The sequence below is a fragment of the Rhizobium sp. PRIMUS64 genome (genome assembly GCF_023006465.1).
GTDB lineage: Bacteria > Pseudomonadota > Alphaproteobacteria > Rhizobiales > Rhizobiaceae > Rhizobium > Rhizobium leguminosarum.
In genome coordinates, this window is record NZ_JALBGX010000226.1 from 1 (window position 1) to 6,393 (window position 6,393).

The following is a 6,393-nucleotide window of genomic DNA, read 5'->3' on the forward strand; positions in this document are numbered from 1 at the left end:
AGATTGAAGGGAGCGCCGCCGCCGCCGATGCGTCCGCGCACCATCACGAGCCCGGTCTCCGGTCCGCGCACCTGATGGGCCACAGGCTTTTGCGGCAGCGCATCGAAGACCGCCGTGAGTTCGCTGCGTTCCGCACGCGCCAGCAGATCGGCGGCGCGTTTGCGCCCGGATGCCGTCTGTGACGCAGCGTCTGTCCTGTCCGCTGGTATCATCGCCGCTTTCCTTAAAATGTCTATTGATATAGACAACCATACAAGATACATTTAGCTCTAAATCGATGTCGTGACAAGCGTGTGACATCTACAGCGCCGCGCGTCTTTTCAGACGCGCAAAGGACGCTGTAGCACTTTGAATTGCTGCATAATTCGATCCTGAAATCGGGATCGTTTTCAGGATCGAATTATGCAGAAGGCGAGAAATAGCGGGCAGGGGTGGAATGGCGGGATTGAAGCAGGTGCAAAGGCAAACCGGCGTGGCGCTGTGGCGCCAGATCGCCGATCGGATTCGCGAGGCGATCAGCAACGGAGCCTATGACGAAACGGGAATGGTACCGCCGGAAACCATGTTGGCGGTGCAATTCGGGGTCAACCGGCATACGGTGCGCAGTGCGCTGGCGGCGCTGTCGCAGGAGGGGATCGTCCGTGCGGTACAAGGTCGCGGCACGCTGATCGAACGCAAGGAGCGGCTGAATTTCCCGATCACAAGGCGCACGCGCTTTACCGCCGGCATCGGCGATCAGGCGCGTGAAATGCGCGGTCTTCTGCTCGATGAGGCGAAAGAGGAAGCGAATGCAGAGGTCGCCCGCTGGCTGGGCCTGAAGCCGGGAGAACAGGTGATCCGCCTGGAAACCTTGCGCCAGGCGGACAAGCGGCCGGTTTCAAGGGCGACGAGCTGGTTTCCGGCCGAACGCTTCGCCGGTATCGGCGAGGCCTACCGGGCGGGGGAATCGATCACCAAGGCTTTCGCCGAACTCGGCCTGCCGGATTATGTCCGGGCGACGACCGAGGTGACGGCCGCCCATGCAAGCGCAGCCGATATGGCCGACCTTGAACTCACTCCCGGTGCGATCCTTCTGATCGCCAAGGCAATGAATACCGATCTTGACGGCGTGCCGGTGCAATATTCGATCAGCCGTTTCGCGGCCGACCGGGTGCAGTTCACCATCGAGAACTGAGCGTCTTTCCCCGCCGAAGCGGGGAAAGGTCAGCTGAGATCAATGCGCGCCCGACATGTCGCCGAGCACTTCCTTCGAAGCGACGGTGGAATCCGCCTTCAGCTTGTAGACCATCGGCACGCCGGTCGCGAGGTTGAGGGCGAGCACGCCTTCCTTGTTCAGCTTGTCGAGCACCATCACCAGCGAGCGCAGCGAATTGCCGTGTGCGGCCACCAGCACCTTCTCGCCCCTGAGCACGCGCGGCAGGATCTCGGTGAGGTAGTAGGGCCAGACGCGGGCGCCGGTGTCGCGCAGGCTTTCGCCGCCGGGAGGCGGCACGTCATAGGAACGGCGCCAGATGTGCACCTGTTCCTCGCCCCATTTGGCGCGGGCATCGTCCTTGTTGAGGCCGGAGAGATCGCCATAGTCGCGCTCGTTCAGCGCCTGGTCGCGGATCGTCTGGAGATCGGGCTGGCCGACCTTGTCGAGGATGAGCTTCAGCGTGTGCTGCGCACGCACCAGCACCGAGGTATAGGCGACATCAAATTTGATCCCGTATTCGGCAAGCGCCGTACCGCCGGCATTGGCTTCCTGGATGCCGAGCGCCGTCAGATCGGGATCCTTCCAGCCGGTGAAGAGATTCTTCAGGTTCCAGTCACTCTGGCCGTGGCGAACGAGGACGAGGGTACCGCTCATGAATATGCCTCCGTAGTATCGTTATGAGGAAGAAAGCCCGAGCACATCGAGCATGGAATAGAGACCCGGCTTCTTGTCGTGCGCCCAGAGCGCCGCCTTGATGGCGCCGCGCGCAAAGATCGAGCGGTCGGCCGCGCTGTGCGACAAGGTGACGATTTCGCCTTCTCCGGCGAAAAGCACGGAATGCTCGCCGATGACGGAGCCGCCGCGCAGCGTCGCAAAACCGATCGTGCCGGCTTCACGGGCGCCGGTATGGCCGTCGCGCACCCGGACCGACTTCGAGGCCAGATCGATGCCGCGCCCCTTTGCCGCGGCCTCGCCGAAGAGAAGGGCGGTGCCGGAAGGCGCATCCACCTTGTGCTTGTGGTGCATTTCCAGGATCTCGATATCCCAGTCATCAGGGTCGAGCGCACGCGCCGCCTGCTCTGCGAGCACGCTGAGCAGATTGACCCCGAGGCTCATATTGCCTGATTTGACGATGCGGGCATGGCGGGCCGCCGCGGCGATCCTGGCGTTGTCATCGGGTAAACAGCCCGTCGTGCCGACGATATGGACGATGCGGGCCTGCGCGGCGAGACCTGAGAATTCCACCGTTGCAGCGGGCGAGGTGAAGTCGAGCACGCCTTCGGCATCGAGAAAGGCGTTGAGCGGATCGTCGCCGATGATGACGCCGGTCGGGCCGAGACCGGCGATCTCGCCGGCATCCTTGCCGACGAAGGGCGAACCGGCGCGCTCGACCGCGGCATGCACCGTCACGCCCTCGATGGAATGGATGAGCCGGATCAGCGTCTGCCCCATGCGTCCTGCTGCGCCAACCACCACCAGTTTCATCGCAGCATCGCTCATGTCAGTCTCACCAGGTCAGTTTGAATCGGAGGCCGAGGGCCTCTGCAGGTTGTTGAGGCGAGCGTAAAGACCGTCGCTGACCTTCGCAAGCGTCTCGTGATTGCCTTCTTCGACGACACGGCCTTGCTGCATGACGACGATCTTGTCGGCGCGCACCACGGTCGAGAGCCGATGGGCAATGACGACGACGGTGCGTCCGGTCATCGCTTCGTCGAGCGCCTTCTGCACGGCGGCTTCGGATTCGGTGTCGAGGGCGGAGGTCGCCTCGTCGAGAAGCAGGATCGGCGCATTGCGCACCAGGGCGCGTGCGATCGACAGGCGCTGGCGCTGGCCGCCCGAAAGCGTCACGCCGTTTTCGCCGACCGGTGTCTCGTAACCCTGTGGCTGTGCCGAGATGAAATCATGCGCATAGGCAAGCCTGGCCGCCTCTTCCACTTCGGCATCGGTCGCCTCCGGCCGGCCATAGCGGATATTGTCGCGGATCGTGCCCTCGAACAGGTAGGGTTGCTGCGAGACATAGGCGAGTTGCTGGCGCAGCGACTTCTTGGTGATGTGAGCGATGTCCTGCCCGTCGATCAGAATTTCGCCTTCGCGCGGATCGTAGAAACGCGGAATGAGGCTGATGACGGTGGATTTGCCGGCACCCGAGGGACCGACAAGTGCGGTGGTCGACCCGCCCTCGGCGATGAAGCTCACGCCGCTGAGGACGCTTTCGTTGCCATAGGCGAAGGAAACGTTGCGGAATTCGATCCTGGCCTGCGTCACCGTCAGCGGCCGGGCATCTGGCAGGTCGCGCTGGCGCGGCTCCATGTCGAGCAACTCGTAGATCATCCGCGCATTGACGACGGCGCGCTCCATCTGAACCTGCAGGCGGGCAAGCCGGCGGGCAGGGTCATAGGCAAGCAGCAGCGCGGTCACGAAGGAGAAGAAGGCGCCGGGTGGCACATTAAAGTAGATCGAGCGGTAGGCGGCATAGGCAAGCACGCTGGCAACGGCAAAGCCCGCGAAGCTCTCCGTCAGCGGAGAGGTGCGTTCGGAAAGCCGGGCAATCCGGTTCGCCCGGCTTTCGGCGCCCTTGATGAGTTTGTTGACCTTGCGCTCCAGTTCTTCTTCCATCGTGAAGGCTTTCACGATGGCGATGCCCTGGATCGTCTCCTGCATCGCGCCGAGGACATGGCTGTTCAGATGCACGGCCTCGCGGGTCGCCGAGCGCAGCCGCTTCGAAACATAGCGCAGCGCGTAAAGCAGCGGCGGCGCCATGATGAACACGGCAAGGCTGAGCAGCGGATCCTGCAGGATCATCACGGCGAGCAGCGAAACGAAGGTGAGCAGATCGCGTACCGTCGAGGTGATCGTCAGGTTGAGCACGTCGCGGATGCCGCTAACGTTCTGGCTCACCTGCGCGGCGATATGGGCCGAGCGCGCCTCGCTGAAGAAGCCGACCGAAAGCGTCATCAGATGCGCATAGAGCCGGCGCTGGTAGCGGGCGACGATATCGTTGCCGACCCTGGAAAGCGCCACCGCCTGGCCGTAGCTCGCAAAACCGCGTAGCACGAAGGCGATGAAGATCGAAAGACAGATGATCCAGACGACGTCGGCGCGGCGGTTAGCGAAGGCCTCGTCGATGATCGCCCGCATGATCCAGGCGGTAAACGCCGTCGAAAGCGCCACCACGATGAGGCAGGCAATCGCAAACACATAGCCCCAGAGATGGTCGCGGCCGTTTTCAGCGATGATGCGCTTCAGGATACCGGTTACGGTATCGCTGCTGACGCTCTGCGTTCTGCTTTCCGCCGCTTCCAAATAGGATTTCCTGTCTCGGACCAAGCGCCTCGCGAGGGCGACACGCACTTTTGCCGGGGTCTATAAAGAGTTGGGACCGGTTTGGCTAGAGCGCCGCGCGTCCGGATAGGACGCGCCAGGGACGCTCTATTTACTTTGCGCCGGGCTAGCGCCGCCAGCGGCGGCCTTCCGTCGAGACGCCGAAATTCGCCGGCATGCGCGCATAGGAGGAAAGCCCGGCAAGCGCTGCTAAGGGATGCGTCACCACATAGGTTGGGATGGTCCGGAGCAATGCCGTATGCGGCGCCTTGTCCTCGAAGGCCATGCGGAATTCCGGCTTTTTCAGCGCCGGGATGATTTTCTGCGAAATGCCGCCGGAGAGATAGACGCCGCCGCGCGCCATGAACACCATCGCCATGTCGCCTGCCACGCGGCCGAGATAGGTGGCAAACAGCGAGACGGTCTCTATGGCCGCCTTGTCGCTGCCGGCAAGCGCGTGAGAGGTGATATCGGCGGGATCCTTCATCGTCGGCTGGATGCCGTCGACAATGCAGATGGCATGGTAGAGGTTGACGAGGCCGCGGCCGCAGAGGATCTGCTCGGCCGAAACGCGGCCTTCGATCGTCTCGATATGTGGAAAGATGTCATAGTCGCGCTTGCTGCGCGGTCCGAGATCGACATGGCCGCCTTCGCCGGGAACAGGGATCCAGCTATGCTGGGCATGCACGAGCCCGCCGACGCCGAGGCCGGTGCCGGGTCCGAGCACGACGCGGGAGGCGATCATGTCGCCGGTAGCGTCGCCGATGCGTTCGCGGTTTTCATCCGAAAGAGCGGCGATTGCCAGCGCCTGCGCCTCGAAATCGTTGACGACGAGCACGTCCTCCATGCTGAGGCCTTCGATCATCGTCTTTGGCCGCACCACCCAGTCGCAATTGGTCAGCGGGATCTCGTCGTCGCTGATCGGACCGGCGACGGCGAGGATCGCCGAACGCGGCTGCACGGCCGTCTTGTCGAGCACGCCTTTCTGGATCGCTTCGTCGATCGTGGCGAAGTCCGCCGTGCGCACGTTCGGAAACTGCTTCGGCTCGGCATAGGCATCGGTCAGGATGGAAAAGCGGGCATTGGTGCCGCCGATATCGCCGATCAGGATCGGGAAAGGCAGCGGAGCGGTGCTGTTGTTCGGTTTTGGCATGGCCGGTTCCGTGCTGATCAGGCTTCGAGTGTGGGAAGAAGTTTTATAGCGGTCGCGTGGTTGAGCGCCATCGGAATATCATAGACGATCGCCAGCCGCATCAATGCCTTCACGTCGACATCGTGCGGCATCGGCGTCAAGGGGTCGACGAAGAAGATCAGGGCGTCGACCTCGCCGGTCGAAATCAGCGCGCCGATCTGCTGGTCGCCGCCGAGCGGCCCGCTTTTCAGCCTGGTGACGTCGAGATCGGGGGCGGCGTCGAGCACGCGTCCACCAGTCGTGCCGGTGGCGACGATCTTCCAGCGGGAGAGAATGTCCCTGTTGGCGCGGGCGAAATCCGCCATGTCGTCCTTCTTCTGGTCATGCGCAATCAATGCAAGGCATTTGCCGCCGGCCATCAACCCCTCCGCCCGAGCAATTCAATCGATTTGATGGCTTCTATACCAAGAGTTTGCGATTTGAAAGACAACGCACCCCGGGCCTTGCTCATTGTATCGCCGGCTTGTCGTTCGGAACCGGGCCGACATCGGGCAAAGCGTCGTCGGCGTCGGCGGCAGGTGCTGCTGCCGGCGCGGTGGTGAGCGCGCTGGCAGCGGAAGGTCCGCCATAGGTGGCGGCCTGCATCGAGGCGACGGAAGCAGCATCGAGCACGGCGGCACACGCCTTGGGCAGATCGGAAACCATCATCTCGCGCGGCGGTTTTGGCGGCTTGGCGCCGGGCTTC

Annotated in this window: 7 protein-coding genes and 1 pseudogene; 1 reads left to right on the forward strand and 7 read right to left on the reverse strand. The window is 63.0% G+C overall.

Translation table 11 applies throughout. The annotated features are described in order from the left end of the window. Window positions 1-212, reverse strand: a 212-nt coding sequence (locus tag MOV76_RS37915) for a phosphonate C-P lyase system protein PhnG (RefSeq protein ID WP_247266488.1), incomplete at its 3' end; no start/stop codon positions are given. A 224-nt stretch (window positions 213-436) separates the two neighbouring features. Here MOV76_RS37915 and phnF point away from each other — a divergent pair. Beyond that, on the forward strand, window positions 437-1,174 hold the full coding sequence (gene phnF / locus MOV76_RS37920) for a phosphonate metabolism transcriptional regulator PhnF (RefSeq protein ID WP_028731827.1): 738 nt from the start codon (window positions 437-439) through the stop codon (window positions 1,172-1,174). 39 nt (window positions 1,175-1,213) lie between these two features. Here phnF and MOV76_RS37925 read toward each other — a convergent pair whose 3' ends face one another. From MOV76_RS37925 to MOV76_RS37950, 6 genes and pseudogenes are all read right to left on the reverse strand, one after another. Further along, window positions 1,214-1,849, reverse strand: a complete 636-nt coding sequence (locus tag MOV76_RS37925) for a 2,3-bisphosphoglycerate-dependent phosphoglycerate mutase (RefSeq protein ID WP_247266489.1) — start codon at window positions 1,847-1,849, stop codon at window positions 1,214-1,216. Window positions 1,850-1,870: 21 nt separating this feature from the next. Beyond that, on the reverse strand, window positions 1,871-2,695 hold the full coding sequence (gene dapB / locus MOV76_RS37930) for a 4-hydroxy-tetrahydrodipicolinate reductase (protein ID WP_028731825.1): 825 nt from the start codon (window positions 2,693-2,695) through the stop codon (window positions 1,871-1,873). A gap of 15 nt (window positions 2,696-2,710) precedes the next feature. Then, a complete protein-coding gene (locus MOV76_RS37935; RefSeq protein WP_028731824.1) occupies window positions 2,711-4,498 on the reverse strand; it encodes an ABC transporter ATP-binding protein in 1,788 nt (595 codons plus the stop codon). 145 nt (window positions 4,499-4,643) lie between these two features. Further along, the gene (locus MOV76_RS37940; protein ID WP_028731823.1) at window positions 4,644-5,669 is read right to left on the reverse strand and encodes a glucokinase; all 1,026 of its coding nucleotides are present in this window, start codon (window positions 5,667-5,669) and stop codon (window positions 4,644-4,646) included. A gap of 17 nt (window positions 5,670-5,686) precedes the next feature. Then, window positions 5,687-6,067, reverse strand: coding sequence for a methylglyoxal synthase (locus tag MOV76_RS37945; RefSeq protein ID WP_003583482.1), 381 nt, complete (start codon window positions 6,065-6,067; stop codon window positions 5,687-5,689). 88 nt (window positions 6,068-6,155) lie between these two features. Beyond that, a pseudogene (locus MOV76_RS37950) lies at window positions 6,156-6,393 on the reverse strand (penicillin-insensitive murein endopeptidase); the annotation flags it as partial.